The sequence below is a fragment of the Streptomyces daqingensis genome, from assembly GCF_014645895.1.
GTDB classification, from domain to species: Bacteria; Actinomycetota; Actinomycetes; order Streptomycetales; family Streptomycetaceae; genus Streptomyces; species Streptomyces daqingensis.
The window spans coordinates 298,383-325,335 of sequence record NZ_BMMP01000003.1 but is presented as its reverse complement, the minus strand read 5'-3'; the positions used below and the strand labels follow the sequence as shown (position 1 = coordinate 325,335).

Annotated in this window: 24 protein-coding genes; 7 read left to right on the top strand and 17 right to left on the bottom strand. The window is 72.3% G+C overall.

Features of this window, described 5'->3' with window-relative positions:
• Positions 1-57: 57 nt before the first annotated feature.
• Positions 58-1,194, bottom strand: coding sequence for a hypothetical protein (locus tag IEY56_RS28300; RefSeq protein WP_229711657.1), 1,137 nt, complete (start codon positions 1,192-1,194; stop codon positions 58-60).
• 452 nt (positions 1,195-1,646) lie between these two features.
• On the opposite strand from IEY56_RS28300, the gene IEY56_RS06445 reads away from it, so the two are divergent.
• A complete protein-coding gene (locus IEY56_RS06445) occupies positions 1,647-2,861 on the top strand; it encodes an amino acid deaminase/aldolase (RefSeq protein WP_189036094.1) in 1,215 nt (404 codons plus the stop codon).
• A gap of 87 nt (positions 2,862-2,948) precedes the next feature.
• Here IEY56_RS06445 and IEY56_RS06440 read toward each other — a convergent pair whose 3' ends face one another.
• The 4 genes from IEY56_RS06440 to IEY56_RS06425 all read right to left on the bottom strand — a co-directional run bounded on the left by IEY56_RS06440 (position 2,949) and on the right by IEY56_RS06425 (position 7,478).
• A complete protein-coding gene (locus tag IEY56_RS06440) occupies positions 2,949-3,791 on the bottom strand; it encodes a DUF2510 domain-containing protein (protein WP_229711686.1) in 843 nt (280 codons plus the stop codon).
• Between the two features lie 120 nt (positions 3,792-3,911).
• A complete protein-coding gene (locus IEY56_RS06435; protein ID WP_189036092.1) occupies positions 3,912-4,718 on the bottom strand; it encodes a 3-oxoacyl-ACP reductase in 807 nt (268 codons plus the stop codon).
• A complete protein-coding gene (locus tag IEY56_RS06430) occupies positions 4,715-6,100 on the bottom strand; it encodes an aldehyde dehydrogenase family protein (protein ID WP_189036091.1) in 1,386 nt (461 codons plus the stop codon). The genes IEY56_RS06435 and IEY56_RS06430 overlap by 4 nt, the downstream gene beginning before the upstream one ends.
• A 10-nt stretch (positions 6,101-6,110) precedes the next feature.
• A complete protein-coding gene (locus tag IEY56_RS06425) occupies positions 6,111-7,478 on the bottom strand; it encodes a glutamine synthetase family protein (protein ID WP_189036090.1) in 1,368 nt (455 codons plus the stop codon).
• Positions 7,479-7,563: 85 nt separating this feature from the next.
• On the opposite strand from IEY56_RS06425, the gene IEY56_RS06420 reads away from it, so the two are divergent.
• The 3 genes from IEY56_RS06420 (at position 7,564) to IEY56_RS06410 (ending at position 10,896) form a co-directional block, all read left to right on the top strand.
• Complete coding sequence (locus IEY56_RS06420; protein WP_189036089.1) at positions 7,564-8,340, top strand: FadR/GntR family transcriptional regulator; 777 nt, start codon at positions 7,564-7,566, stop codon at positions 8,338-8,340.
• 162 nt (positions 8,341-8,502) lie between these two features.
• Positions 8,503-10,014, top strand: coding sequence for an ethanolamine permease (gene eat / locus IEY56_RS06415; RefSeq protein WP_189036088.1), 1,512 nt, complete (start codon positions 8,503-8,505; stop codon positions 10,012-10,014).
• Between the two features lie 141 nt (positions 10,015-10,155).
• On the top strand, positions 10,156-10,896 hold the full coding sequence (locus IEY56_RS06410; protein WP_189036087.1) for a gamma-glutamyl-gamma-aminobutyrate hydrolase family protein: 741 nt from the start codon (positions 10,156-10,158) through the stop codon (positions 10,894-10,896).
• A 64-nt stretch (positions 10,897-10,960) separates the two neighbouring features.
• Here IEY56_RS06410 and IEY56_RS06405 read toward each other — a convergent pair whose 3' ends face one another.
• Entirely contained in the window at positions 10,961-12,187 is a 1,227-nt protein-coding gene (locus tag IEY56_RS06405) for an MFS transporter (protein WP_189036086.1), read from the bottom strand.
• 53 nt (positions 12,188-12,240) lie between these two features.
• On the opposite strand from IEY56_RS06405, the gene IEY56_RS06400 reads away from it, so the two are divergent.
• Complete coding sequence (locus IEY56_RS06400; RefSeq protein WP_189036085.1) at positions 12,241-12,987, top strand: AraC family transcriptional regulator; 747 nt, start codon at positions 12,241-12,243, stop codon at positions 12,985-12,987.
• Between the two features lie 71 nt (positions 12,988-13,058).
• Here the strand turns inward: IEY56_RS06400 and IEY56_RS06395 are convergent, their stop codons facing one another.
• Entirely contained in the window at positions 13,059-13,805 is a 747-nt protein-coding gene (locus tag IEY56_RS06395) for a helical backbone metal receptor (protein WP_189036084.1), read from the bottom strand.
• A 391-nt stretch (positions 13,806-14,196) separates the two neighbouring features.
• Between IEY56_RS06395 and IEY56_RS06390 the strand changes: the two genes are divergently transcribed.
• Both IEY56_RS06390 and IEY56_RS06385 read left to right on the top strand, forming a co-directional pair.
• Positions 14,197-15,126: a 5'-3' exonuclease gene (locus IEY56_RS06390; protein WP_189036247.1), complete on the top strand. Its 930-nt coding sequence runs from the start codon at positions 14,197-14,199 to the stop codon at positions 15,124-15,126.
• A 77-nt stretch (positions 15,127-15,203) separates the two neighbouring features.
• The gene (locus tag IEY56_RS06385; RefSeq protein ID WP_189036083.1) at positions 15,204-16,061 is read left to right on the top strand and encodes a siderophore-interacting protein; all 858 of its coding nucleotides are present in this window, start codon (positions 15,204-15,206) and stop codon (positions 16,059-16,061) included.
• Between the two features lie 114 nt (positions 16,062-16,175).
• On the opposite strand, the gene IEY56_RS06380 is transcribed toward IEY56_RS06385, so the two are convergent.
• The 10 genes from IEY56_RS06380 to IEY56_RS06335 form a co-directional block, all read right to left on the bottom strand.
• Positions 16,176-17,360, bottom strand: a complete 1,185-nt coding sequence (locus IEY56_RS06380) for a phosphatidylinositol-specific phospholipase C1-like protein (protein WP_229711656.1) — start codon at positions 17,358-17,360, stop codon at positions 16,176-16,178.
• Between the two features lie 315 nt (positions 17,361-17,675).
• Positions 17,676-20,486: a DEAD/DEAH box helicase gene (locus IEY56_RS06375; protein ID WP_189036082.1), complete on the bottom strand. Its 2,811-nt coding sequence runs from the start codon at positions 20,484-20,486 to the stop codon at positions 17,676-17,678.
• Positions 20,487-20,531: 45 nt separating this feature from the next.
• Entirely contained in the window at positions 20,532-21,425 is an 894-nt protein-coding gene (locus IEY56_RS06370) for a diacylglycerol kinase (RefSeq protein ID WP_189036081.1), read from the bottom strand.
• A 17-nt stretch (positions 21,426-21,442) separates the two neighbouring features.
• Positions 21,443-22,432 (bottom strand): twin-arginine translocase subunit TatC, encoded by a 990-nt coding sequence (tatC, locus tag IEY56_RS06365; protein WP_189036080.1) that lies wholly within the window; start codon positions 22,430-22,432, stop codon positions 21,443-21,445.
• A gap of 68 nt (positions 22,433-22,500) precedes the next feature.
• Positions 22,501-22,788: a Sec-independent protein translocase subunit TatA gene (gene tatA, locus IEY56_RS06360; RefSeq protein WP_045865516.1), complete on the bottom strand. Its 288-nt coding sequence runs from the start codon at positions 22,786-22,788 to the stop codon at positions 22,501-22,503.
• A gap of 223 nt (positions 22,789-23,011) precedes the next feature.
• On the bottom strand, positions 23,012-23,287 hold the full coding sequence (locus IEY56_RS06355) for a hypothetical protein (protein ID WP_229711655.1): 276 nt from the start codon (positions 23,285-23,287) through the stop codon (positions 23,012-23,014).
• 104 nt (positions 23,288-23,391) lie between these two features.
• Positions 23,392-24,354 carry a helix-turn-helix transcriptional regulator gene (locus IEY56_RS06350; protein WP_045865514.1) on the bottom strand — a complete coding sequence of 321 codons (963 nt, stop codon included), beginning with the start codon at positions 24,352-24,354 and terminating at the stop codon, positions 23,392-23,394.
• A gap of 16 nt (positions 24,355-24,370) precedes the next feature.
• A complete protein-coding gene (locus tag IEY56_RS06345; RefSeq protein WP_189036079.1) occupies positions 24,371-25,345 on the bottom strand; it encodes a helix-turn-helix transcriptional regulator in 975 nt (324 codons plus the stop codon).
• A 161-nt stretch (positions 25,346-25,506) separates the two neighbouring features.
• Complete coding sequence (locus tag IEY56_RS06340; protein WP_045865512.1) at positions 25,507-25,881, bottom strand: FKBP-type peptidyl-prolyl cis-trans isomerase; 375 nt, start codon at positions 25,879-25,881, stop codon at positions 25,507-25,509.
• A 62-nt stretch (positions 25,882-25,943) separates the two neighbouring features.
• On the bottom strand, positions 25,944-26,906 hold the full coding sequence (locus tag IEY56_RS06335; RefSeq protein WP_189036078.1) for an FKBP-type peptidyl-prolyl cis-trans isomerase: 963 nt from the start codon (positions 26,904-26,906) through the stop codon (positions 25,944-25,946).
• Positions 26,907-26,953: the final 47 nt, after the last annotated feature.

Sequence of the window (26,953 nt, the reverse complement as noted above, 5' to 3'; positions counted from 1 at the left end):
CTCCGGACGGGCCGCCGGTCCCCGCGGGTACATGCTGCTGTTCGCGACGGCTGTGCGTCACTGGTCGCCTCCCCCTCGCCCTGCGGCCGTGTTGCGCAGCCGGCGCTCGATACGGTCCGCGATGCCCTGTGCGTCGTGCCCGAGTCCCGCCTGCGCGGCGGCGGACGTCTCGCCCTTCTCGGTCGCCTCCGCGGCCGCCTGCGGGTCGCTGACGACGCGTCCGTCGGCGAATCCGGTGACGGCGTAGACGACGACCGGCGCGTCGGCGAGCACCCGCACCGTCCAGCTGGCGCGCTGTGCGTCGCCGAAGTCGGCGGCGACGGTGCCGCGCGCCGGGTACGGGCGCGGCATGAGGTCCGTGCGCTCGGTGAGGTTCTCGACCGCGAAGCGCTTGCGCAGGCTCCGCATGCCGCTCTGGCCGCTGCGGGTGAAGACCAGTCCGACCGTGGTGACGCTGCTGGTCGTCTCGTCGGCGTAGGTGGCGCGCAGCAGACGCTCACAGCCCACCGGCGAGAGGGCCTTCGTCAACAAGGGGTCGAACGCGTTGCGGCAGTCGGAGTCGGGTGCGACGGCGACGCGCACCCACTTGCGGTCGGCGCTGCCGGGGCCGGCGCCCAGCCCTTCGAGTACGCGCGGGAACAGCTCGTCGACGGGGGTCTCGTGCCACATCGCCCCGGCCCGCTCGAACACCTGCTCAGGAGAGGCCGGTTCGGAGGAGTCGCCGGTGAGCGTCATCCCCGCACCTGCGCCGCCCAGCAGGCCCACCCCGAGCACGAGGCAGACGGCTGCCGCGACAGTGCGGGGCGCGGGGCGGTGCGCCGAGGCGTCACGTACGGGAAGGAGCCGGGCAGTGTGCGGCCCGTATCCGGAAGCCCCGCCTTCCGCCCCGGACTCCGGCAGGGGTGCGGAGCCGAACTCCGCCCGGCCCGCGTCGGGCGGCATCGGGTTGCCCGCCGGGAGGGGGCCGGGTCCGGCGCCTCCGGCGTAGGCCCTGCGGCGCAGCGTCTCCGGGGTGAGCGGTGCGCCGGTGGGCGGCGGAGGCTGCGGGGGCGCGGACGGGGCGGGCAGGCGCAGCCTCGCGTCCTGTGCGGGAAGGGACTTCGATGCGGCGGTACGGACGTCGTCCGATTCCGGATCGTGCGGCATCTGTGCGGTGGGCTCGTCTTTCTGGGTGTGCTCCGCGGGGCCGTGCACGCCCCTCCCTGCTGCCGGCACACGGCCGGCCGCTGAACCGGCCGTGTTTCCGGGCCAGTTGGGCTGCGGCGGTGAGGAGGGCATCGGCGGGGCGCTGGGGCGCGGCGGAGCGCTGGGACGCGGCGGGGCCGCCGGGCGAGGCGGGAAGGCCGGCGGCGCCGGAACCTTGGAGTGCTCGCGCGGCGGCTCCGGGTGGGGCCTGGGTGAATCCGGGGGCTCCGTGCGGTCGGCGTCAGTGCTCATCTGCACCCCTCCCGCGCGCAGTGCCACCCCACACGAATGCCTTTCGGGGCATGCCGGTTCGTAACGGACAACACGCCGCAGGGTCGGCCTCACGCAGCGTGCGGCCGTCACTCTACGGGGCGAACTGGTGGTTCCGGCAACCCGGTCGGCGAGGCTCGGCCGCCTTTCGTCCACTGTCGCGGGCCGTCGCGCTCTGGCAAGCTGCACGGGTGTTCGACACCTCTGCCGACCTCGCCGCGGACCGGGCCCGGTACGACCGGGCCACCTCGCTTCTCGACGCGCCGTTCGCCGTCGTGGACCTCGACGCGTTCGACGCGAACGCCGACGACCTGGTGCGCCGCGGAGGCGGCAAGCCGATCCGGGTGGCCAGCAAGTCGGTGCGCTGCCGCGGGCTGCTGGAACGGGTGCTCGCCCGGGAAGGCTTCGCCGGGGTGCTCAGCTTCACGCTCGCGGAGTCGCTGTGGCTCGCCCGCTCGGGCATCGACGACGTCGTACTCGCCTACCCCTCGGCCGACAGGGCCGGTTTCGCGGAACTCGCCTCCGACCCCCGACTCGCGCAGGCCGTGACCGTCATGGTCGACGACCCCGAGCAGCTCGCGTTCGTCGACTCCGCCCGGGACGGAGGCACTCAGGAGATCCGGATCTGTCTCGAACTCGACACCTCGCTGCGGCTGCTGGGCGGCCGGATACGGATCGGGGCGCGCCGCTCCCCCGTCCGTACACCGTCCCGACTGGCGGAGCTGGCGCGGGCGGTGACCGCCAGGAAGGGTTTCCGTCTGGTCGGCCTGATGGCCTACGAAGGGCACGTCGCGGGCGTGGGCGACGCGGCCCCGGACAGCCGGCTGCGCTCGCGCGGCGTGCGCCTCATGCAGGCGGCGGCGCGACGGGAGCTTGCGGTACGGCGGGCGGCGGCGGTGGAGGCGGTGCGCCGGATCGAGCCCGGCCTGGAGTTCGTCAACGGCGGCGGGACGGGAAGCGTGCAGCACACGGCCGCCGAGGAGGCGGTGACGGAGGTCGCCGCCGGCTCCGGGCTGTTCGTTCCGCGCCTCTTCGACAACTACCGCTCCTTCACGGGCCGTCCGGCCGCGCTCTTCGCGCTGCCCGTCGTGCGGCGGCCCGGGGTGGGCGTGGTGACCGTGCTCGGCGGCGGCTACCCCGCTTCCGGCGCTCCCGGCAGGGACCGGCTGCCCCAGCCGTATCTGCCGCAGGGGCTGCGCTACGACGCCCAGGAGGGAGCAGGCGAGGTGCAGACGCCGCTGCTAGGGTCCCCTGCCGACGACCTGCTGGTCGGGGACCGCGTGTGGTTCCGGCATGCCAAGGCCGGCGAGCTGTGCGAGCGCTTCGCCGAGCTGCACCTGGTGAGCGGCGACCGCGTCACCGGTGTGCTGCCGACGTACCGGGGAGAGGGCCGCACGTTCCTCTAGCTAGCGGGCGGTGCTTCCGGCGGTGCCTGGCCGGTACGTGGCGGGGCGCGGCCCGGACCGTCCGCGCCGGCGCTGCGCCGGTGACGGTCAGACGGATTCGCCCGGGGGTCCTCCGCCCGTCCCCGCGTCCGGCCGTTCCCTGACGCCTTCGGCCAGCTTGTCCATGTCCTTCAGCGGGGGCGCGGAGCGGTGGATGTCGAAACCGCTGCGCAGCAGGAGCATCTCCCCGGATCCGGAGGGGTGCGGGAACGCCAGCGACTCGACGTACGCGTCCGGCTTGGTCCGGTTGACGATCTTCCAGCGCACCCGGTAGCCCTCCTCCCCCGCCACGGTGGTCTTCTCGGACGCCACCGCCTTGTGGGAGGTGATGCCGCCGTACGTGCCCTTGCTGTAGGCGGTCTTCGCGAAGCGGCCGATGTCGCTCTTCGCCGCGTCCTCCGCGCTGCCGGTGTCCGTGCCGGCGACGACGATGACCGCGGAGCCCCGCAGGCAGTTCTCGCCGCCGTCTCCGGGACACGTGTACTCGCCCGTGGTGACCATGGGCGCGAGAGGGTCGTGCTGCCAGCCGTCCAGCACGGGCAAGTCGACGCCGCTCGCCGGGACCTCCCCCTCCCCGCCGTCCTCCTCGGGGAGTTCGCCGCTGCCGCCGGGCCCGTCGTCGCGGGGCGGGGCTTCCGGCGGGGGCGGCCCGCCCGCCTCGTCGCCCGTACTCCGCCCGACGCCCGCGCCGAAGACGAGCACGGAGGCCACGAGCAGCGCCGCGACGAGCACGAGCCCGCCGACGATCCCCGCCACGAGGGGGCCGCGCACCGCCCCGCGGGTACGGGTCTGGCCGCTCCACGCGCTCCCGTCCCACCAGCGTTCCTGCGCGCGGGACTTGGGCTTGTACGCGCTGCCCGGGTCGGGGTACCAGCCGGGCGGTGTCGTCATGCTCACCTCTCGCACTGTAGGGCAACACGTGTGCGAGTCACATGGACTCCGCCCGGCCGGGTGGCCGCCGACGGGAAATCACCGGCTCGGGGGCCGCCCCGGGCCCTCGCCGGTGCGGGATCAGACCGGTGTCACGTACGCCCCGGAGATCCCGCCGTCCACCATGAAGTCGGTGGCGTTGACGAAGGACGAGTCGTCACTGGCCAGGAACGCCACGGCCGCGGCGATCTCCTCCGGCTCCGCGAAGCGCCCCGGCGGAACGTGGACGAGCCTGCGCTGCGCACGCTCGGGATCCTTCGCGAACAGCTCCTTCAGCAGCGGGGTGTTGACGGGGCCCGGGCAGATGGCGTTGACGCGGATCCCCTCCCGCGCGAACTGCACGCCCAGCTCCCGCGACATCGCCAGCACTCCGCCCTTGGAGGCGGTGTAGCTGATCTGCGAGGTCGCCGCACCCATCACCGCGACGAACGAGGCGGTGTTGATGATGGACCCGCGCCCCTGCTCGCGCATGTAGGGCAGCGCGGCCTTGCAGCACAGGTAGACGGACGTGAGGTTGACCTGCTGCACGCGCTGCCAGGCGTCCAGCCCGGTGGTGAGGATCGAGTCGTCGTCCGGCGGCGAGATGCCCGCGTTGTTGAAGGCGACGTCGACGCTGCCGTACGTGTCGTACGCCGTCCTGAAGAGGGCCTCGACCTGTTCGGGGTCGGTGACGTCCGTCTCGACGTACAGGCCCCCGGCCTCCTCCGCCGCCGCCTTTCCGCGCTCGGCGTCGACGTCGGCGCACACCACGCGCGCGCCCTCCGACGCGAGCCGGCGCACGGCCGCGAGGCCGATCCCGCTGCCGGCGCCCGTGACGACGGCGGTGCGGCCGACGAGGCGGCGGCACTCGGACGTTGCTCCTGCGGAGCCTGTGAGCGGATCGGTCACGGCTGCTCCTCCGTACTGATGAAGACGTTCTTGGTCTCGGTGAAGGCGGTCAGTGCGTCCGGACCGAGTTCACGGCCGAGACCCGACTGCTTGAAGCCCCCGAAGGGGGTCGTGTAGCGCACGGCGCTGTGCGAGTTGACCGACAGGTTCCCGGCGGCCACGGCACGCGAGACGCGCAGCGCGCGGCCCACGTCGCGGGTCCAGATGGAGCCTGAGAGGCCGTAGTCGGAGGCGTTGGCGATGCGCACGGCCTCGGCCTCGTCCTCGAACGGGATCGCCACCGCGACGGGGCCGAAGATCTCCTCGGCGCTGCGCCGGTCGCCCGGCGCACCCTCCAGGACCGTGGCCGGGTACCAGTAGCCCTTGCCGTCGGGCACCTCCCCGCGGATGAGCGCGGAGGCGTCCTCGGGGACGTAACCGCGCACCCGTTCACGCTGCCGCTCGGAGATGAGCGGCCCCATCTGCGTGGCGGGGTCGGCGGGGTCGCCCGCGACGAACGACTTGACGGCCGGTTCCAGCAGTTCGAGGAAGCGGTCGTACACGTCGCGCTGGACGAGGATGCGGCTGCGGGCGCAGCAGTCCTGCCCGGTGTTGTCGAGGAACGATCCCGGTGCGGCGGTGGCGGCCAGCGCGAGGTCGGCGTCCGAGAAGACGATGTTGGGGCTCTTGCCGCCCAGTTCGAGCGTCACCCGCTTCACACCCGCCGCGCACCTGGCCATGATGTCCTTGCCCACCGCCGTCGATCCCGTGAAGACGACCTTGGCGACCCCCGGGTGCTCCACCAGCGCGGTCCCCGCCACCGGTCCCTCGCCCGGCAGGACCTGGAAGAGGCCCTCGGGCAGGCCCGCCTCGAGGCCGAGTTCGGCGAGGCGCAGCGCGGTCAGCGGCGTGGTCTCGGCCGGCTTGAGGATCACGGCGTTCCCGGCTGCGAGCGCCGGAGCCGTCCCCCATGCCGCGACCGGCATCGGGAAGTTCCACGGGGCGATGACGGTCACGACGCCGAGCGGTTCGGCGAAGGTGACGCTGATGCCCCCGTCGACGGGGATCTGCCTGCCGTTGAGGCGCTCCACTCCCCCGGCGGCGTAGTCGAGCAGGTCCCGGGCGTTGCCGGCCTCCCAGCGGGCGTTGCCCACCGGGTGCCCGGCCTCCTGGACCTCCAGCTGGGCCAGTTCCTCCAGGTGCTCGTCGACGACGACCGCGAACCGGCGCAGCAGCCTCGCGCGTTCGCCCGGAGCGAGGGCCGCCCAGGCCGTCTGGGCGGACGCGGCACGGCGCACGGCCGCGTCGACGTCGGCGGGTGTCGCGGCGGAAACGGTGGTGATCAGTTCCTCGGTCGCCGGGTTGACGACCGGGAGTTCGTGCTGCTGGTGCTCGTCGTGCAAAGTCGCGTCCTTACATCCGTTCGAAGGAGCGGAACCGCTCCCAGTCCGTGACGGCCGTGTCGTAGGCCTGCTGCTCCACGTGCGCCATGTTCAGGTAGTGCGCCACCACGTCGGACCCGAACGCCTCCTGCGCGATCGTGCTCCGCTCCCACAGCTCCGAGGCCTCCCGCAGCGTGGCGGGCACGTGCTCCGCGTCGCCGGTGTAGGCGTTGCCGGTGCAGGCGTCCTGCAGCTCCAGCTTCCTGTCGACGCCGTGCAGACCGGCGGCGATCATGCCCGCCACCGCGAGGTACGGGTTGACGTCGCCGCCCGGTACCCGGTTCTCCAGCCTGTGTCCGTGGCCGTGTCCGACGATGCGCAGGGCGCAGGTGCGGTTGTCGGGGCCCCAGGCGACGGCCGTCGGGGCGAAGGAACCCGGCTGGAACCTTTTGTAGGAGTTGATGTTCGGGGCGTAGAGGAGGGTGAACTCCCGCATCGCCGCGAGCTGTCCGGCGAGGAAGTGCCGCATCGTCTCGGACATGCCGTACTCGCCCGCCTCGTCGGCGAAGACGGGCGACCCGTCCTCGTCACGCAGCGAGAGGTGGATGTGGCACGAGTTGCCTTCACGCTCGTCGAACTTGGCCATGAACGTGAGCGCCTGACCGGACTGCGCCGCGATCTCCTTGGCGCCGGTCTTGTACACGACGTGCTGGTCGCAGGTGATGAGCGCCTCGTCGTAACGGAACGCGATCTCGTGCTGGCCGAGGTTGCACTCGCCCTTGGCCGACTCGACCTTCATCCCGGCGGCGCCCATCTCGTTGCGGATACGGCGCAGCAGCGGCTCGACCCGGGCGGTCCCCAGTATCGAGTAGTCGACGTTGTACTGGTTGGCCGGCGTCAGGTCGCGGTACGCGCTGCTCCATGCCTGCTCGAAGGAGTCCTGGAAGACCATGAACTCCAGCTCCGTGCCGATGTACGCGCTCCAGCCGCGCTCGGCGAGCCGGTCGAGCTGGCGGCGCAGGATCTGCCGGGGCGACGCCACGACGGGAGAGCCGTCGTGCCACGCGAGGTCGGCGGTGACCATCGCTGTGCCCGGGTTCCACGGGACGCGGCGCAGGGTGCTCATGTCGGCGTGCATGGCGAAGTCGCCGTAGCCGTGTTCCCAGGAGGACATCGCGTAGCCGTCGACGGTGTTCAGATCCACGTCGACGGCGAGAAGGTAGTTGCAGCCCTCCGTGCCGTGGTCCATGACCTCGTCGATGAAATGGCGCGCCGCGAACCGTTTTCCCTGCAGCCGCCCTTGCATGTCGGTGAAGGCGAGCGCGACGGTGTCGATCTCCTCCCTCTCGACGAGCACTCGCAGCTCGTCGGCGGAGAGTGGGGGTGTGCGTTCTGCCACGTCCGGCCTCCTGTCGTTCCACGGGAAGTCATAAGGTAGTCCGGAAGACCATTGGTTCGGAAGGGGTTCCGATGAGGGAGAGCCGGTGACGTCCGGGGGCGGCCGCGGAGCGGGGGCCGCGGCGGACCGTCCCGAACCGGACCGGCTGGCCGCCGTGCTGCGGCCGGTGCGGGCAGGAAACGGTTTCGAGGAGGCGCTGGAGCAGATACTGCAGATCGTCCGCCTGGGCCTCGTACCGGACGGCGAGCGCCTCCCCGCCGAGCGTGAACTCGCGGAACGCCTCGGCATCAGCCGCGTGACGCTCCGCGAGGTGCTGCGCGTCCTCGCCGAGGAGGGCCTGGTCGTCAGCCGCCGCGGGCGCTACGGCGGCACGTTCGTGCACCACCCCGAACCGCCAGTCGAGGGCACCGACGCAGCGGACGAACCCCGCGCCCTGTCCGGCGCCTCCGACGTGGACGTGGCCGACGCGCTGCGCTTCCGCGAGGTCCTGGAGGCGGGCGCCGCCGAACTGTGCGCGTCGCAGGGCCTGTCGGAACCGGGGGCGGCCCGGCTGCGCGCCGCCCTCGACGACACCCGCGACGCGGCGCTCGCCGACTACCGGCGCAGCGACACCCTCTTCCACCTCACCCTGGTCGAGCTGGCGGAATGCCCGTCGCTGACGACGCAGTACGCTGCCGTGCGCGCCAAGGTCAACGACCTGCTGGGACGGATACCGCTGCTCGTGCGGAACCTGGAGCACGCGCAGCAGCAGCACGCGGCGCTCGTCGACGCCGTCCTCGCCCGGGACCCGGATCGCGCACGCGCGGTCGCCCGCGAGCACTGCGCGGGAACGGCGGCCCTGCTGCGGGGCTTCCTGGGATGAACGGCCCTGCGGCGGCGGCGAGTACGGGAGCCGTCGTGCGCTGTACGCAGGGGGCGGGCGGGGCCCGAGGTGTGACCCCGACGTAATGTGCAGGGGGTTGCGCTGGAGTCCCCGGCAGGGCAAAGGTATGTCCCCACACCAATGCCGTAGGCAGGAGCGGTCATGGCCGAAGGAACGAAACCCTCGCACCCGTCGCCGGAGACCGGCCAGGAGAGCGCCGAACAATACCTCCAGCGCCGTTCGCTGCGCCGCGGCAGCGCCGGCTGGCTGCTGCTGACCGGCCTGGGTGTCGCATACGTCGTCTCAGGCGACTACGCGGGCTGGAACTTCGGCCTCGCGGAAGGCGGGTTCGGCGGCCTCGCCATCGCCACCGTGCTGATGGGCACGATGTACACCTGCCTCGTCTTCTCGCTGGCGGAGCTCTCCTCGATCCTCCCCACCGCCGGCGGCGGTTACGGCTTCGCGCGGCGCGCGCTCGGCACCTGGGGCGGCTTCCTGACCGGCACCGCCATCCTCATCGAGTACATCCTCGCGCCGGCGGCCATCGCCGTGTTCATCGGCGGATACGTCGAGTCCCTCGGCCTCTTCGGCGTGGAGGCGGGCTGGCCCGTCTACCTCGTGTGCTTCGCGCTGTTCATCGGCATCCACATGTGGGGCGTCGGGGAGGCGCTGCGCTTCAGCTTCGTCGTCACCGGCATCGCGGTCGCGGCGCTGCTCGTCTTCTGCATCGGCGCGTTCACACACTTCGACGCGGGCTCGCTGAACGACGTCGCCGTGGACGGGTCGGCCTTCGGCTCCAACTCGTGGCTGCCGCTGGGCCTGCTGGGCATCTGGGCCGCCTTCCCGTTCGGGATGTGGTTCTTCCTCGGCGTCGAGGGCGTACCGCTCGCGGCCGAGGAGACGCGCGACCCGGTCAGGTCGATGCCGAAGGCCCTCGCGTGGTCCATCGGCATCCTGGTGCTGCTGGCCCTGCTCACGCTGCTGCCCGCGGCCGGAGCCGCCGGCTCCGACGCGATCAAGGACGCCGACAACCCGCTCGTCGCGGCGCTGGAATCGGCCTCAGGCGGCGACCCGACGACCCTCAGCAGGATCGTCAACTACGCGGGCCTGGCCGGTCTGGTGGCCTCCTTCTTCTCCCTCATCTTCGCCGGGTCGCGGCAGCTGTTCGCCCTCTCGCGCGCCGGCTACCTGCCCCGCTTCCTGTCGCTGACGAGCCGCCGCAAGGCCCCCTACCTGGGCCTGCTGGTCCCGGGCGTGATCGGCTTCTCCCTGGCGGCCTACACCGGCGACGGCGCGCGGATGCTGAACATCGCCGTCTTCGGCGCCGCGATCAGCTACGTCCTGATGACGCTCTCCCACATCGTGCTCCGCCGCCGCGAGCCCGAGCTGCCCCGCCCGTACCGCACACCCGGCGGTCTCGTGACGTCGTCCGTGGGCTTCGTGCTCGCGTGCGCCGCGGTCGTCGCCACGTTCCTGGTGGACCCGAAGGCGGCGGGCATCGCGTTCGTGCTGTACGCCGTCGCCGTCGGCTACTTCGCCTTCTACAGCCGCCACCACCTGGTGGCAGCGGCCCCGGAGGAGGAGTTCGCCGCGCTGGCGGCGGCCGAGGCGGAGCTGGAGCGGGACACCGGCCGGGGCGAGCCGGAGGCGCCGGCCGCCAAGGCCGGTCCGTAAGCTGCCAGAAGGTTCGCGGGAGCCCTCCGCGCCGGCCGTCCGGCGGCCGGGACGCGGCGGGCTCCGCGACCCCGGAACCGTCAAGACCGCCGAGGCCCCCGCACCGGGGCCGGACGCGGCCGTCCGCCGCCGGAGGCACCGATGCACACGCCGCTGATCGGCATCAGCACCTACCTGGAGAACGACGTCCGCTGGGGGGTGTGGCAGCACCGCGCCGCGGTGCTGCCCGCCGGATACCCCCGCCTCGTCCAGCGGTCGGGCGGCTGCGCGGTGATGCTGCCGCCGGACGTCCCGGAGCGTGCGGAGGCGGTCGTCTCCCGCCTGGACGGGCTCGTCGTCTCCGGCGGCCCGGACGTGGAACCGGTGCGCTACGGCGCCGCGCCCGAGCCGGAGTGCGGACCACCCGACCGGGAGCGCGACGACTGGGAGCTCGCCCTCATCGAGGCCGCCCTCGACCGGGGCCTCCCCCTGCTGGGCATCTGCCGGGGCATGCAGCTGCTGAACGTCGCGCGGGGCGGCACCCTCGTCCAGCATCTGGAGGGCCACAGGGGCGGCCCTGGAGTCTTCGCCCACCACGACGTGCGGCCGGTGGCGGGCACCCGGCTCGCCCGGGCCCTCCCGGAACCCGTCTCCGTGCCGACGTACCACCACCAGTCCCTGGGCAGCCTGGGCGACGGGCTGGTGCCGAGCGCATACGCCGAGGACGGCACCGTCGAGGCAGTCGAACTTCCCGGCAGCGAGCACCCGTTCGTCCTCGCGGTGCAGTGGCACCCGGAGGAGGGCGAGGACACCCGCGTCATGCGGGCGCTGGTGGAAGCGGCCTCCGGAGCCCCGGAACCGGCCGCGGCGGCACCCTCGGAGCCGCAGGTCTCGCGAGCCTGAGACCTGCGGCTGCGGCGTCCGAACGTGCACATCCCCGCGTCCGGGCTGACGGCGGGACGGCCCGTCACTCGCGGTCCGGCGCCGGCGCACCGTCCTCGGCACCGGTGTCCCCGGTGCGCTCCGGCGCCACCGCGAACATGCCGGGCTCCTCCAGGCGGCGCAGCAGCAGCCAGCCGAGCGCCGGCAGCACGATCAGCGGCGCGAGTGCCGTCCGGAGCGACGCGGCGTCGGCCACCGCCCCGAGGAGCGGGCTGGCGAGCCCGCCGACGCTGACGGTCAGGCCGAGGGTGACGCCGGAGGCCGTGCCCACCCGCCGGGGCAGGTAGTCCTGGCCGAGCGTGATGTGCAGGGAGAACGGCACGTAGAGGCCCGCCGAGGCGGCAGCGACGAAGACCAGGACCGGGGGGCCGGGTACGAGCACGACCCCGGCCACGGCGAGCACCGTGAGCGCGTAGGACCACTGCACGACCCGGATCCGGCCCCAGCGCTGGGCCAGCTTCCCCCCGGCCACGGTGCCCACGGCCCCTCCCAGGTACAGCACCGTCAGCGCGGCGGTGCCGACGGCTTCCCCTCCCCCCGTCCGCTGGCGCACGTACAGCGCGATGAAGGTGCTCAGGCCGACGAAGACGATCGAGCGGCACACGATCGCGCCGGTCAGCCTGAGGAACGAGGGCCAGTCGTCCGTGCCCTCGCCTCCGGCACTCCCTCCCACGGTCCGCGTCCCGCTCGCGGGTCCGGTCGCGCGCAGCGCCGCGACGCACAGCGCCGCTCCGGCCAGGGCCGGGACGACGAGGAGCGGGGAGGCGCGCAGTCCTCCCGTGGCGACGACGGCGGTGACGAGCAGCGGGGCCGCCGCGAAGCCGAGATTGCCTCCGAGGGAGAACCAGCCCATCGCGGTGTGGCTGCCCCGGCTCGCCAGACGGGCCACCCTGGCCGCCTCCGGGTGGTAGGCGGCCACGCCGATGCCGGAGACGGCCACGACGGCGAGCGTGACGGCGTAGGAGTCGCTGACGCCGGCCAGGGCCACACCCGCGCCGCCCGTCAGCGTGCTCACGGGCAGCAGCCAGCGCATTGTCCACCGGTCGGTGAGGGCCCCGAACAGCGGCTGCACCACCGAGGAGAGGAGGGAAGCGGCCAGGACGATGCCCGAGGCCGCCGCGTAGCTGTACGCCCTCTCCAGGACGAAGAACGGCACGAGGGCCGCGACAGCGCCCTGGTACACGTCCACGCAGGCGTGCCCGAGGGACAGCCGCACCACCGGCCCTGTAAGCGGGCTCTGCTTCGTTGCCATCCGTCGATCGTCCGCAGGGAGACCTCGGCCCGCTTCCGATAATCTGCCGGTTCATGCCCGAAATCCGCCACACCCCGCAGGCACCGACCCGCACGCAGACACTGGCCGCGGGTCAGAGCATCGACGCCCACCGGCACGACGACCACCAGATCATCTACGCGGGCTCGGGCGTGCTGGCGGTGACCACCGACGCGGGGACCTGGTTCGCACCCGGCACCCGGGCGATCTGGGTCCCCGCCGGATGCGTGCACGCGCACCGGGCCCACGGGCACCTGGACCTGCACCTGCTGGGCATCCCCGCCACGGTCAACCCCCTCCGTCTGGACGCGCCGGCGGTCCTCACCGTGAGCCCCCTCCTCCGGGAGCTGATCCTCGAGTGCACGCGCGACGGCGGGCTGGACGGGCCCGAGCGGCGCCGCCTGCGCGCCGTGCTGCTCGACCAGATCAAGGTGTCGCCGCAGCAGCCCCTCCCCCTCCCCGCGCCCCGGGACGCCCGCCTGCGCACCGTCTGCGGCCTCCTCCACGACAACCCGGCCGACTCCCGCACGCTCGCGGAGCTGGGGCACGCCGCGGGGGCCGGTGAGCGCACGCTCAGCCGTCTCTTCCGGCGGGAGCTGGGGATGACCTTCCCGCAGTGGCGCACCCAGCTCCGCCTCTACCACGCACTCCGGCTGCTGGCCGCGGACGAACCGGTCACCGCGGTCGCCCACCGCTGCGGCTGGGCCTCGACCAGCGCCTTCATCGACGTCTTCCGCCGCGCCTTCGGCCGCACGCCGGGCACCCACAACAGCCGCCCCTGAACGCCGCGTTCACGCACAGCCGCCGACGCCGGCCCGGCTGCGTGCAGGAAGCCAACCGGCCAACCGGCCGGTCAGCCGAGGGCTTTGCGCAGCTGCCCGGCCAGCACCGCCGGCGCCTCGGTGAGCGAGGGACCGTACCAGGTGAGGTGCCGTCCGCAGACGAGCGCGGCGGGAAGGCCGGGGAAGGCCTCCGGCCCGTCCTCGGCGTTGAAGGCGTACGGCTCGTCGGGCAGGACGACGAGGTCGGCGCGGCCCGTTTCGTTCAACTCCTGGAGAGTCACCCGCGGATACCGCTCCGGGTGCGTCTCGTAGACGTTGTGCACGCCGAGGTGGGCCAGGAGCGCACCCGCGAAGGTGTCCCGGCCGAGGACCATCCACGGCCTGCGCCAGACGGGCACGACCGCCCGCAGGTCGAACTCCGCCCGGGCGTCGTGCCAGGCGTCCTCCGCTGCCCGCAGCCACGCGGGGCGCGGCAGCCCGCAGCCGCGGGTCAGCATGCGCTCCAGTTCGGCGAACGCCTGCGGCAGCGACCGTACTTCGGTCACCAGGACCTCGATGCCGGCGGCCCGCAGCGCGTCGAGGTCGCTCTCGCGGTTCTCCTCCTCGTTGGCGACGACGAGGTCGGGCGCGAGGGAGGCGATGCGCTCCAGGTCGGGGTTCTTGGTGCCCCGGACCCGGGTGACGTCCAGGCCGGGAGGGTGGCTGCACCAGTCCGTCGCACCGGTGAGCAGATCGGGCGCCGTGACCGCCAGGGCCTCCGTGAGGGAGGGGACGAGAGAGACCACGCTCCGCACGGTGCCGGTATTCGTGTGCGCCATACCGGCACCGTACGCCCCCCGTGCGGCGGGCCCGCTCCCCCGGGACGGCGTCCGCTCCTCCGGCGGTCCTCCCCCGGCAGGCCCTCGCGCTCTTCGCGCACGACCGCTGCCGGAGGTCCGGAGGGACGTCCTCGTACGGAGAAGAGAGTAGGTGCGGGTAGGCCGATGAGTCAGGCCAATTTGCGCCACACGTACAAGTCTTGGAGGCAGGAAGGCCGGTAAGGGCCTTGCGGGAGTTCATCGGCGCCCCCACGGGCCCGCGCGCCGGCGTGACGGCGTCTTGGTCCCGGAGCCGGCGCGTCCGGCACCGGCCCTGCCGGGCTCCTGCCGGCCGCTGTCGGAGCCGTACGGCATCATCGGCCCCGTGACTACGACGACGCCGCGACGCCTGATGCTCCTGGACACCTCGTCCCTCTACTTCCGCGCCTACTTCGGGGTCCCGGAGTCGGTCAGGGCACCCGACGGGACGCCGGTCAACGCCGTGCGGGGGCTGCTCGACTTCATCGCGCGGCTCGTGGCCAACCGGCACCCGGACTCCCTGGTGGCCTGCATGGACTTCGACTGGCGCCCGGCCTGGCGGGTGGAGCTGATCCCGTCGTACAAGGCGCACAGGGTCGTCGAGGAGACGGACCAGGGCCCGGACGCGGAGGAGGTTCCCGACACTCTCAGCCCGCAGGTGCCCGTCATCGACGAGGTGCTGGACGCCATCGGCATCGCGCGGGTCGGCGCGGCCGGATTCGAGGCGGACGACGTCATCGGCACGCTCACGGCTCGCGCGCGGACGCCCGTCGACATCGTGACGGGCGACCGCGACCTGTTCCAGCTGGTCGACGACGGACGCGGCGTGCGGGTGCTGTATCCCGTGAAGGGCGTCGGCAACCTCGACGTCTACGACGGCGCGGCGCTGCGCGCCAAGTACGGCGTGGACGGCGCGGGTTACGCCGACCTCGCGCTGCTGCGCGGCGATCCGAGCGACGGCCTGCCCGGCGTCCCCGGCGTCGGGGAGAAGACGGCCGCGAAGCTGCTGGAGAGCTACGGCGACCTCGCGGGCATCATGGCCGCCGTCGACGACCCGTCGTCCCGCCTGACGCCCACGCAGCGCAGGCGTCTGGCGGAGGCGCAGCCCTACCTCGCGGTCGCGCCCAAGGTCGTGCGGGTCGCGGACGACGTCGCCCTGCCGTCCTTCGACGCCTCGCTGCCCGCCGCGCCGCGCCACCCGGACGCCCTCGTGGCGCTGGCGGAGCGGTGGGGCCTCGGCGGCTCCCTGGAGCGGCTGCTGACGGTGCTGGCCGAGCGGGACGGCGGAGCCGGGCCGAGCTGAACGGGCCGGCAACGGGCCCGAGTGGTAGCTTAGGTAACCCTAACCACTGCTCGCGCCCACCGTCTCTGGAGTTCCACGTGGCAGACCGCACGCCCAGCCGCAAGACGCACGTCCACCGGGGCCGAGTGATCCGCACCGAGCAGCTCACCCCCCACATGGTGCGCGTCGTCCTGGGCGGCCCGGGTCTGGAGGCGTTCACCGCGGGCGAGTACACGGACCACTACGTGAAGCTGCTCTTCCCGGTCCCCGGCGTCGAGTATCCGGAGCCGTTCGACATCGTCCGCATCCGCGCCGACTTCCCGCGCGACCAGTGGCCGGTCACGCGTACGTACACCGTTCGCTCGTGGGCGCCCTCGGCCCGTGAGCTGACCCTCGACTTCGTCGTGCACGGCGACGCCGGGCTGGCCGGGCCCTGGGCGCGCAACGCCGCCCCGGGCGACGAGATCCTCTTCCTCGGCCCCGGCGGCGCCTACGCCCCCGACAAGGACGCGGACTGGCACCTGCTCGCGGGCGACGAGAGCGCCCTGCCCGCGATCGCCACCGCCCTGGAGGGCATGCCCGCACACGCCCGCGTCGAGGCGCTGATCGAGGTCGCGGGCCCGCAGGAGGAGGTCAAGCTCAGCGTCCCGGACACCGCCCACGTGGTCTGGCTCCACCGGGGCACGGCCAGGGTCGGCGAGCGGCTCGTGGAGGCCGTGCGGGCGCTGGACTTCCCGACGGGCCGCGTGCACGCCTTCGTGCACGGCGAGGCAGGAGCGGTGAAGGAGCTCCGCCGACACCTGCGGCTCGAACGGGGCGTGGCGCGCGAGCAGTTGTCCATCTCCGGCTACTGGCGGCTGGGCCACGACGAGGACGGCTGGCAGTCCTCCAAGAAGGAATGGAACGCGCAGGTGGAGGCCGAGCAGGAAGCGGGCGGGGCGGCCGACGGCGCCTGACATCGCTCCGGCTCCCGATCACCGCCCGCCGCGCCCACGGCGCTCACGCCCCTGCCCCTGCCCTCCGGCAGGGGCCGGATCGCGTTCCGGCACTCAGTCCGGCGTTCCCTCCGCTCAGCGCTCGATCGGTCGCTCCGGGCACTTCCCCGGCCGCACGGTGACGGGGTTGCAGCGCACCGGACCGGCGCCGCCGGGCAGTTCCGCGACGTAGTCGCTGCCGTAGCGTGCGGCGAGCCCCGGCACGGGGAAGTCCGTCGAGACCATCTGGGCGCCCGACGCCAGAGCGTCCTCGAGCATGGCGGTGTCGCCGCTGGATGCCTGGTCGAGTGGCACGTCGGAGCGGGTACGCACGAAGTACCCCTGCTCCACCAGCTTCCGGATGTCGGCCTTGCCGGACCCGGTGGGGTCGTTGACCTTCATGAACGCGGCATCTGCACGCCCCGGTTCGGAGTCCGTGAACAGCACCCTGCCCTGCAGGCTCTCGCGGCCGCCCGCACGGTAGGCGTCCTGCAGTTCCTGGTCGTCGTTGTCCATCAGGAACATCACCTTGCCGCGGGAGGCGGCCAGCCGCGGCCAGCCGTGTTCGCGCACCGACTGCCCCAGGGTCTGTCCGGGACGCCGCACGTCGTCCGGGGTGACGGTCGCCTCGTCGGGGAAGACAGAGCGGATCTCCGCGTCCAGCGCGTCGAGCATCTCCGTGTCCCACGGAGGACTGACGGCACCGCCGCGCTCCTCCAACTCCGGGTCGGTCTCCTTCAGTTCGAGAAGCACCGGCACGGGCACGTGGCCGGGGCGCCCTTCGGACCACTTCTTCACCTGCCGCAGACAGCTGCGCAGGCTCACGCAGTTGCTGCGGTAGTCGAAATCCGCCCAGTGCTGGACCTTGAAGCCGGGCCTGCGCAACTCCGGTTCGTCCAGCGGAGGAAGCCCCGCCTCCTTCCGGATGAGGGGGTCCGCGTACAGGCCGCCGTCCGGGTCGGGGAAGACGTCCAGCTCGATCCCCCGGGCCTGCTGGCGCGAGAGCTGTACGGGCAGCGAGGCGTGACTGTAGAGCAGCGTTCCGAAGTTGGGGTCGTGCTCCCCCATCAACTTCTGCTCGGCGAAGGAGACCTCACGGTGGTAGCTGTTGTGTGTCGCCATGGCCTGGAGCTGCGTGAGCCGCAGCCTGCCCGCGGGGTCGTGCGCCTCCCCGGACGGTGAGGAGGGCGCCGGCGCCGCCGAGGTCAGCGCCGCGACGGCTGCGAGGGCGGCGGCCGTGGCGGCCCAGCGTCGGACCCCGGATCTGATCGTGGTGCGCACATCGACCTCCGTTGCGGCGGGAGACACGAGGACAGGACGGCGCCCGCAGCCCGGTCACGACAGAACCGGAGGCTTTCGCCGATCCGCGCTGTGCCGCACGGGCTCCGGCACAGCGCACCCTCGAATACCTCCGGCGTACCGTCCGCGGCGCGCCGGGGTGAACATGCCCCGGCCGGCCCCGTGCTCAACACCCGGCGCCCGTACCGCTCTTGCGCACCTCACGCCGAGCGGGCCCGGTGACCCCGTAACGCCCCCTGGCCCGCGCGGGGGCAGCCGGCCACGGCGCTCCCCGCGGCCGGCCCGCCCGCCGCGCCGTCAGCCCACGCTCGTGTACGCCACGACGCCGCGGCGCATCGCCTCGACCGCCTTGCGCGCGTTCTTCGCGACGCTGTCGCCGTCCGGCGCCGCGACGGCGATCTGGCCGAGTACGTCGATGCACTGCTTGCACCAGCGGACGAAGTCGCCCGCGGGCATGTCGGCCTCGCGGAGCACGGCGTCGAGGCCGTGCCCCTCCGCCCAGCGGTACGCGGCCCAGGCGAAGCCCAGATCCGGTTCGCGCTGGCCCACGCCCTCCGTCTGGCTGATGCGGTGCTCCTCCTCCAGAGCGTCCAGGCGGCCCCAGATACGGACCATCTCCTCCAGGGCTCCCCTGGCACCGCCGCCGGGCAGCTTGGGCGGCAGCGCGTCGTCGGCGGCACGCGACTCGTACACCAACGCCGAGACGCACCCGGCCAGTTCGGACGGCGGGAGGCCGTCCCACACTTTGTCCCGCAGGCACTCGCTCGCCAGCAGGTCCAGTTCGCCGTAGAGACGTCCCAACCGCCGCCCGTCGTCGGTCACTTCGTCGCCGCGCAGATAGCCCAGCTCCGTCAGCAGCGCGGACACGCGGTCGAAGGTGCGGGCGATGGTGTTCGTCCTGCCCTCGATCTTGCGTTCGAGCTGCCGCGTGTCCCGGCGCAGCCGGTGGTAGCGCTCCGCCCAGCGGGCGTGGTTCTCCCGCTCGTCGCAGCCGTGGCAGGGGTGGCGGCGGATCTCGGCGCGCAGCCGCGCGATCTCACCGTCGTCGGCGGCGGCCGAACGCTGCTTGCGGTGCCGGGGCGGCGCGTGGTGCCCCGCCTTCGTCCGCAGCGCCGAGGCGAGATCGCGGCGCGACTCGGGGCTGCGCGGGTTGAACGACTTGGGGATCCGCATCCGCTCCAGCGGCTCCACCGGCACCGGGAAGTCGATCGACCCGAGCCGCTTCACCTGGCGCTGCGCGGTCAGTACGAGCGGACGGGGACCGTCGTTCTGCTGCCAGCCCCTCTGGTGCGACGGGCCGCCGCGCCCCCCGCCCGTCCCCGGGTCGATCACGAGCGCGAGACCGGCGAACTTGCCGGTCGGGACGTGGATGACGTCCCCGGGCCGGAGCTTCTCCAGCGCCGCCGCGGCCTGCGCTCTGCGCTGCACGGCGCCCTGCTTCGCGAGCTCCGTCTCACGGTCCTTCAGCTGCCGGCGCAGCCGCGAGTACTCCTCGAAGTCGCCGAGGTGGCAGGTCATGGACTCGCGGTAGCCCTCCAGCCCCTCCTCGTTGCGCTGCACTTGGCGGGAGATGCCCACCACGGACCGGTCCGCCTGGAACTGCGCGAAGGAGGTCTCCAGCAGTTCGCGCGAGCGGTGCCGCCCGAACTGGCCGACGAGGTTGACGGCCATGTTGTACGAGGGCTTGAAGGAGGAGCGCAGCGGATACGTACGCGTGCCGGCCAGGCCCGCCAGCGCGGCAGGGTCCATGCCGCGCTGCCACAGCACGACGGCATGGCCCTCGATGTCGATGCCGCGCCGCCCGGCACGGCCCGTCAGCTGCGTGAACTCGCCGGGTGTGATGTCCGCGTGCTGCTCGCCGTTCCACTTGACCAGCTTCTCCAGCACCACGGAACGAGCGGGCATGTTGATGCCCAGGGCGAGCGTCTCCGTCGCGAAGACGGCCTTGACGAGGCCGCGCACGAACAGCTCCTCGACGACCTCCTTGAAGGTCGGCAGCATCCCGGCGTGGTGCGCGGCGATGCCCCGCTCCAGGCCCTCCAGCCATTCGAAGTAGCCCAGGACGTGCAGGTCGGCGTCCGGGATGTCGGCGGTACGCGCCTCGACGATCTCGCGCACCCGGGCCCGCGCCGCGTTGTCGTTGAGCCGCAGACCCGCGTACAGGCACTGCTGCACCGCCGACTCGCAGCCCGCGCGGCTGAAGATGAAGGTGATGGCGGGGAGCAGCCCCTCGGAGTCGAGCCGGTCGATGACCTCCGGCCGGCCCGGCGTCCACACCCGGGCGCGGCTCCGGCGCTCACGCTCACGGTCCGCCTCGCGGCGCGGACTGCCGCGGCGGCGGTCACGCGGCGAGGTGACCCGGCTGTTCTCCATCCGGGCCATCCGCACCAGGTCCGGGTTGACCTCCCGCTTGTCGGCCTTCTCCTCGAAGAGGTCGTACATCCGCCGTCCGGCGAGGACGTGCTGCCACAGCGGCACGGGCCGGTGCTCGGAGACGATCACCCGGGTGTCGCCGCGGACCGTGTCCAGCCAGTCGCCGAACTCCTCGGCGTTGGAGACGGTCGCCGACAGCGAGACGAGGGTGACGGACTCCGGGAGGTGGATGATGACCTCCTCCCAGACGGCACCGCGGAAGCGGTCGGAGAGGTAGTGCACCTCGTCCATCACCACGTGTCCCAGCCCCGCGAGGGCCTGGGAGCCCGCGTAGAGCATGTTCCGCAGCACCTCGGTCGTCATCACGATCACGGGTGCGTCGGCGTTGACCGAGTTGTCCCCGGTCAGCAGACCCACGCGGTCCGCGCCGTACCTCTTGACCAGGTCGTTGTACTTCTGGTTCGAGAGGGCCTTGATGGGCGTGGTGTAGAAGCACTTGCGGCCGTGGGTGAGCGCCAGGTGCACGGCGAACTCGCCGACGATCGTCTTGCCGGAACCGGTCGGTGCCGCGACCAGCACGCCTTTTCCGGCTTCGAGGGCTTGGCACGCCTCGATCTGGAAATCGTCGAGATCGAAGTCGTAGAGGTCACGGAATGGCGCGAGAGCGGTGGCCTGCTCTTGGGCGCGCTTCCGCGCCTCGGCATATCGCTCCGCGGGGGACAGGTCCTCGGTCATCGTGACTACGAGCCTACCGGCCACCCCCGACACCGCTCACGGTCGTTACTCCGCAGCGAGAAGCCGCACCGCCCCCGGCACCACCCGTGCGGTCAGCGGAAGGCGCCCGAAGGGTTCCCCGTCGGCGTACCCCGTCACGCCGTCCGCCTCCAGACGCACGCTGCGCGCCTTGTACGTCGTGACGGCCGGATGGCTGAGGTGCATCCCCTTGTAGACGCGCGGGAAGACGCGCAGCAGCGTGGCGCGGCTGCAGTCCCCGACCACGGTCACGTCGAGGAGCCCGTCGTCCATCTCCGCCCCGTGGCAGATGCGCATGCCTCCGCCGTACGAGGGGCCGTTGCCCACGGCCACGAGAGTGGCCTCGATCTCCCGCGGCTCCTCGTCGTCGAGCGTCAGCCGGTAGGGGATCGTGTGGAAGGCGGCCAGCTCGGCGAGGATCGCCAGGTCGTACTTCAGGCGTCCGGCGGGCCACCGCATCCGGTTGCCGCGGTCGTTCACCCTGGAGTCGAATCCGGAGGCGAGCACCGAGCCGAACCACCGCTCCCCCACCCGCCCCAGGTCGAGGGTCCGGTGGCGCCCGCCCTTGAGGGCCTCGGCGATGAGGCGTCCCGCCTCGGCGGGCGCACGGACGGGAAGCCCCGTGGTCCGCGCGAAGTCGTTTCCGGTCCCGACCGCGACGACGCCGAGAGGAGTGTCCGTCCCCGCGACGGCCTGGAGGGCCAGGGAGACCATTCCGTCGCCGCCGACGGCGATCAGTGCTCCGGTGCCCGCGCCGACCGCCTCGCGGGCGCGTTCAAGGGCGTCGGGGGCGTCGTTCCCGACGACCGTGCGCACGGCGAATCCGGCTTCGCGCAGCGCCTGGGCCGCCGGCTGGGCGGCCCCGGCGCCGCGTCCGCGGCCGGCCGTGGGATTGACGAAAAGGGTGATCTCGCTGGTCACGCGCGGACCCTACAGGGTCAGGTCGCGTCGTCGAAACCGTCCTGCCGCACCGGGCCTCCGGAGCCCCTGGTCTCGCCCCGCGGCCGGGTCTCTCCCTCACCGTCGGCGAGCGCACGCTGCGAGGGCACCGTCTCGCCCTCGTCCAGGGCCTCGGGCTGGTCGATCTGCGACGCCTCGTCGTCGTCCAGTCCGGCGTAGGGGTCCTTCCTGGCCCGTCGCCGGTCGTTGAGGAGGCAGATCGCCACGGCGCCGAAGTAGAGGAGGACGATCGGTGCCGCGAGGGCGCCCATCGTCAGCGGGTCGCCCGTCGGTGTCGCCACGGCGGAGAAGATCGTGATGCACAGCACCATGATCCGCCACCAGCCCAGCAGTTGGCGTCCGCCGAGGATGCCGGTGAAGTTCAGCATCACCAGCAGCAGCGGCAGCTCGAAGGCGAGACCGAAGACGACCACGAGCCGGGTGACGATGTCGAGGAAGTCGTCCAGCGGGATCAGGTTCCCGACGCCCTCGGGGCTGAAGTCCAGCAGCGTCTTGGCGGCCTTCGGCAGGATGAGGTACGCGAGGTAGGCGCCGCCGACGAAGAGCGGTACGCCGGCCGCGACGAAGCTGCGCGCGTACTTCTTCTCGTGGCTGTGGAGCCCCGGCGCGAGGAAGGCCCAGAGCTGGTACAGCCAGATCGGGGACGCCACGACGACACCGACCATGAGGCCGACCTTGAGCATGACGGTGAAGGGCGCGATGAGGCCGTTGAGGGTGATCTCCGCGCACGTCTCGCCCTCGGACGCCGCACGCCCGAAGCCCTTCTCGCAGCCCACGGACGCGGCGACGGGGTCGGTGAGGAAGGCGGCGATGGGCTCGTAGTAGACCAGCGCCACGATCGTCACCACGAGGATCGCCAGCACCGCCTTCATCAGGCGGTTGCGCAGCTCCCTCAGATGCTCCGCGAGGGGCATCCGCCCCTCGGGGTCCTTCTCCCTTTTGCCCTCTTTACGGGCTGACTTCAGCAACCCTCGTCCTCATTGTCTGAGTTGTCGGAAGTGCCTCACATGTCCGGCTCTCCGTGGCCGGACGGCATTCAGGACTGCTTCTGCTGCTGTTCGCTCGGCTCCGCGACGGGCCGTGAGCTGGCCACGTCCCCGGGTGCCGCCTGGATGGTGCGCGGAGCCGCCTGCTGGGAGTCGGCAGTGGTCCCGGCGTCGTTGTCGTCGCCGCCGTCCTTCTTCATCTGCTTGGCTTCGCTCTTGAGGATGCGGGCCGACTTGCCCAGCGAACGAGCCATGTCCGGGAGCTTCTTGGCGCCGAACAGCAGCAGGATGACCAGGACGATCAGGACGATCTCCAGGGGCTTCAAATTGCCGATCATGTGCCACTACCTTCTCGCCGGGGCCGGCGTGAGTCCTTGCCTGCCGTGTGAATCGGACGGGCTGCGTCAAGCGCGTGCTGCCAGCGATCGTAACCCTGAGGAGTGAACGACGGGCAATGCCCGTCGTTCACTCCGGATTGCGGTCCCCTTCACCGCGGACGCGGCACTAAGCAGCTTACCGTTCAAAGGTACGGGCCAGGCAGTACACGTAAGGACCACGTCCTCACGGACGCCCGGGCTCGCGCGAACCCCCTCCCACACGTCCCTCCTGGGCCGCACCTCCACCGCGGGCACCACCGGGAGCACCCGTCGCGCCCGCCCGTCCCGCCAGAGGTCCGGCCGCGCGCTCCAGCTCCTCGGCGGCCCGGGTGATCCGCTCCGAGCTGTCGCCGACGGCCCTCGTGAAACGGCGCACCTCCAGCCCGACCCGGACGGCCAGCACACCGAGCACGGCGATACCGCAGAAGGCGAGCGCGAGGAAGAACATGGGCCAGAGCATGAGGCGAGCCTAGTGGCTCCGCGCCTCCCGGAACCTCCGCCTCCCCCGCCGTACGGCGCAGCACGAGCCGGACCCGGAGCAGCGCCCGGTCCGCTCCGGCGGGCTCACTCCCCGTACGCCGCCAGGGCGAGCCTCGCCGCCTCGCGCGCACTGTCCGCCAGCTCGCGCGGCTCCACGATCCGGCCGTCCCGGCCCAGCCGGAGCGCCAGCCGCCGCAGGGACGCGGGATCGGGGGTGCGCAGCGTGACGCGCAGTCCTCCGTCGGGCAGTTCCTCGGCGCTGTCGTACGGGTAGTACTCCGCCACCCAGCGGCCGCCGGGACCTACCTCCACGACGACCTCGGGGTCCTCGGCGGACGGCTGTACGAGCCCCTCGCTCAGGTCCCGCAGCTCGACCGGCGGCGGATCGGCCGGCTCGTCCAGCAGCTTGATCTCGGCGACCCGGTCGAGCCGGAAGGTACGGCGCGCCTCGGAGAGGCGGCACCACGCCTCCAGGTAGGTGTGCCCCACGGCGAAGAGCCGGATGGGGTCGACCTCGCGCTCGGTCAGCTCGTCCCGGGCGGGCGAGTAGTAGCGCAGCCAGAGCCTGCGCCGCTCGGCGATGGCCCTGTCGACGTCGGCGAAGACGCCGCCCTCCGCCTCGAAGGTGACCGACAGCCGCGAACTCGCCCCCGCGTTCTCCCCCGCGGCCGCCTCCAGCTTCGCGGTGGCGCGCTGCAGTGCGTCCCGGTCGCTCTCGCGCAGGCCCGGCAGCGTGGCGACCGCGCGGGCGGCGACGAGCAGCGCCGTGGCCTCGTCGGATGCCAGACGGAGCGGCTGTGCCGTGTCGCTGCCCAGCGCGTCGGCGTTGCGCCACCAGATCCGCTCGCCGTCGGTGTCGATCTCCAGCAGGTCGCCGCCGCGGAAGCTGGTGCCGCACATCGGCAGCACGTCGAGGTCCGAGATCAGTTCGTCCGCGGAGATGCCGAACGCACGGGCCACGTCGTCGATCCTGGCCCCGGGGCGGTCCCGCAGGTATGTCACCAGCGACAGCATCCGCCGCGTCTGGTCGATGGCGTTCGATGCCACGGAGTCGCTCTCCCCTTCAGCCCTTGGCGACGGCGCGCAGCCGGTCGACCACTTCGGCCCGCAGTTCGGCCGGTTCCAGAACGATCACGTCGGGCCCGAACTCCACGAGCCAGGCGTCCAGCCCGTGGCCGTACGGAATCTCCAACTCCGCCCAGCCGTCGGGGAGTTCACGTACATGCGTGGCACGGGCACGCAGCGGGTACCCCGATCCGGCACGCAGCCTGATGAGCGCGGTACGCGACGCGCTCTCCCCCGCCCAGCGCTCGACGGCCTCCCGCACCGTCACCTGATCCGGTACGGGCACGGTGAAGGCTCCGGCACGCGAGCGCACGGCCCCCGTGATGCGGGAGAGCCGGAAGACGCGTTCGGCCTCCCGCTCCCTGTCGTAGCCGGCCAGGTACCAGTGGCCCCGCCAGCACTCCAGTGTCCAGGGCTCGACGTGGCGCCGCTCGGCCCGAACGGCATTGGACTTGCGGTAGTCGAAGACGACGGGACGCCGGTCGCGGCAGGCGAGCATCAGCGGCTCGAAAGCGGCCTCGCGGGCGGGGATGTGCGGCTCCAGCGTGCTGTGCGGGATGGGCGGCTCGACGCCGCCGGACCCGTCGTCCTGCTGCGGCATGCCGCCGGCTGCGTGAAGCTTCTGCAGGGCGCCGCTGGCCGCTCCGGCGAGGCGGGCCTGCTGCCACACGCGCGCCGCCAGGCCCAGAGCGGTGGCCTCCTCGGCGTCGAGCGCGATGGGCGGGAGCCTGTTGTTGTCGTGCTTGGCGCGGTAGCCGATGTCGCCGTCGAGGTTCTCCACCGTGTCGATGACGAGGCCGAGTTCACGCAGATCGTCCTTGTCGCGTTCGAACATCCGGTTGAAGGACTCGTCGCTGCCCGCCTCCATATATGCCTCGATCGAGGTACGAAGCTCGCGCTTCGTCAGCGGGCGCCGGGTTCCGAGCAGGCACAGCGCCAGATTCATCAGCCGCTCGGCCTTGGCAATCGCCATGGGCTCCTCGTGCCTCTTCTCGTACTGCTCTGTGCTGTTCAGGGATCGCCCGGTGTGATGCCGGGCACTTGACCGTACCGCTCCTCGCCTGCCCGGCCAAAGCAAAGACCGAGGACCCCGCCCCAGGGCGAGGTCCTCGGATGCCGCTCTGCGGAGCCGCCTCAGACGGAGACCAGATCGCAGACGAAGATCAGCGTCTCGTTCGGCTTGATACGGCCGCCGCCCGCGCCCTGCTCGCCGTAGGCGAGGTGGGGCGGAATCGTCAGCCGGCGGCGCCCGCCGACCTTCATGCCCTGGACGCCCCGGTCCCAGCCGGGGATGACCTGGCCGGCGCCGAGCTGGAACTGCAGCGGCTTGCCGCGGTTCCAGCTGGCGTCGAACTCCTCGCCACTGGAGAAGGAGACGCCCACGTAGTGGACGGAGACGTTGTCGCCGGCCTTGGCCTCGGGCCCGTCGCCCTCCCAGAGATCCACGATCTCCAGGTCGGCAGGCGGCGCGCCCTCGGGGAAGTCGACCTCGGGCTTCTCGATGCTCACGAAATGGCTCCTACCAACGAATCATTCGGACAACCGCGCCAGTGTTTCACGTCGCGGAGGTCTCACTTCACGCTGAGCACGTCCACCGAGAAGACGACGCCGGAGGAGAACTGCTTCTGCTGCTCCTTCGGGAACTCCTTCTTGGGCACGGAGATCACCACGCGGCTTCCGGCCTTCTTGCCGTCCAGCGCGTCGGCCCAGCCGGGGATCTTGGAGACGGGGATCTCCTGCGGCCCGCTCTGCGCCCAGGTGTCGTCCAGCTGCTTGCCGTCCTTCCACATCTTCGCGGTGAAGTTGGTGAGGACGGTGCTCTTCTTCGTGATCTTCTTGCCGTCGCCCTCGACGACGGTCTCGTCCAGGATCTCGTCCGGGGCCTTGTCGACGCCCTTGGGCATCTTGATCTCGGGAGCCTCGTTCTTCACGACCTTCGAGCTGACCTCGGGCAGGTCCGGGTTGTGCTCACCCTCGACGGGCTTGCCGTCGATCGTGCTCGGCAGGATCTTCTTCAGATCGACGACGAAGACCAGCGTCGCGTTCTTCGGGATCGTCGGCGGCTGGCCCTGCTTGCCGTAGCCCTTCGACGGCGGGACCACGATCTCGACGCGGCTGCCGACCTTCTTGCCCACCAGGGCCTCGTCCCAGCCCTTGATGACCTTCTTGGTGCCGATCTGGAAGGTGGCGGTCTGGTTGCGCTTCCAGCTGCTGTCGAACTCCTTGCCGTTCCAGAGCTGGCCGAGGTAGTGCGCGTTCAGCGAGTCGCCCTTCTCGACCTTCTGGCCCTTGCCCTCCTTGAGGACGTCGACCTTGAGGTCCTTCGGCGGCTTGCCCTTGCCCTTCTCGACCTTGGGCTTCTTGTCGGCGGCCCCGGTGACCTTCGGGACGGCTCCGTTCTCGGACTTGGAGCCGTCCTCGCTGCCGCATGCCGCGAGGGACACGGCCATGACGGATACAGCCAGCGCCGTCGCGAAACGGCGCGTGTAGGGCTTCCTGGGGTGGGGGGTTGTTCCCCCGGGAGTCTGCAGCATGTGTCCAACTCGCGGTCTAGGGGATGTCCGGACGGTCGGGGCAACCC

Coding starts and splice junctions, on each gene's coding strand:
- IEY56_RS06440 (WP_229711686.1), bottom strand. CDS start 3,791: ATGACGACACCGCCCGGCTGGTACCCCGACCCGGGCAGCGCGTACAAG.
- eat (WP_189036088.1), top strand. CDS start 8,503: ATGGCCGAAGGAACGAAACCCTCGCACCCGTCGCCGGAGACCGGCCAG.
- IEY56_RS06410 (WP_189036087.1), top strand. CDS start 10,156: ATGCACACGCCGCTGATCGGCATCAGCACCTACCTGGAGAACGACGTC.
- IEY56_RS06405 (WP_189036086.1), bottom strand. CDS start 12,187: ATGGCAACGAAGCAGAGCCCGCTTACAGGGCCGGTGGTGCGGCTGTCC.
- IEY56_RS06400 (WP_189036085.1), top strand. CDS start 12,241: ATGCCCGAAATCCGCCACACCCCGCAGGCACCGACCCGCACGCAGACA.
- IEY56_RS06395 (WP_189036084.1), bottom strand. CDS start 13,805: ATGGCGCACACGAATACCGGCACCGTGCGGAGCGTGGTCTCTCTCGTC.
- IEY56_RS06390 (WP_189036247.1), top strand. CDS start 14,197: ATGCTCCTGGACACCTCGTCCCTCTACTTCCGCGCCTACTTCGGGGTC.
- IEY56_RS06375 (WP_189036082.1), bottom strand. CDS start 20,486: ATGACCGAGGACCTGTCCCCCGCGGAGCGATATGCCGAGGCGCGGAAG.
- tatA (WP_045865516.1), bottom strand. CDS start 22,788: ATGATCGGCAATTTGAAGCCCCTGGAGATCGTCCTGATCGTCCTGGTC.
- IEY56_RS06355 (WP_229711655.1), bottom strand. CDS start 23,287: ATGCTCTGGCCCATGTTCTTCCTCGCGCTCGCCTTCTGCGGTATCGCC.
- IEY56_RS06345 (WP_189036079.1), bottom strand. CDS start 25,345: ATGGCGATTGCCAAGGCCGAGCGGCTGATGAATCTGGCGCTGTGCCTG.
- IEY56_RS06335 (WP_189036078.1), bottom strand. CDS start 26,906: ATGCTGCAGACTCCCGGGGGAACAACCCCCCACCCCAGGAAGCCCTAC.